This window comes from Polaribacter sp. 2405UD43-2 (assembly GCF_058147125.1).
Genome location: NZ_JBYVJX010000070.1, coordinates 1 through 245, shown reverse-complemented (window position 1 = coordinate 245; position 245 = coordinate 1). Strand labels below are relative to the sequence as shown.

Annotated in this window: 1 protein-coding gene; it reads right to left on the bottom strand. The window is 33.9% G+C overall.

The features are described from left to right. Positions 1-245 (bottom strand): glycoside hydrolase family 97 N-terminal domain-containing protein (locus tag ACY2RX_RS14790; protein ID WP_490104738.1); only part of this gene is annotated, 245 nt, incomplete at both ends.

The window sequence follows — 245 nt, the reverse complement described above, 5'->3', positions numbered from 1 at the left end:
ATTCCTGAATAATCTACCAAAGCTGCTTCATGAAAACTTAAATGAGTGCCGTCTTTACCAACCAACGTTACGGGTGTATTTACAGCATTTTCTGGAATATAAGATTGTGCTAAATTTGTTTTAGAAGTGTACGATTTTGCATCTATTGCCGATAATTTTGTTGTACTGTACAAGTGGTCGTAAATATCCCAGTCACCAGGAATCCAGAAGGTTTTATAATCTTCTGTTAAATTAAATTCTGTATT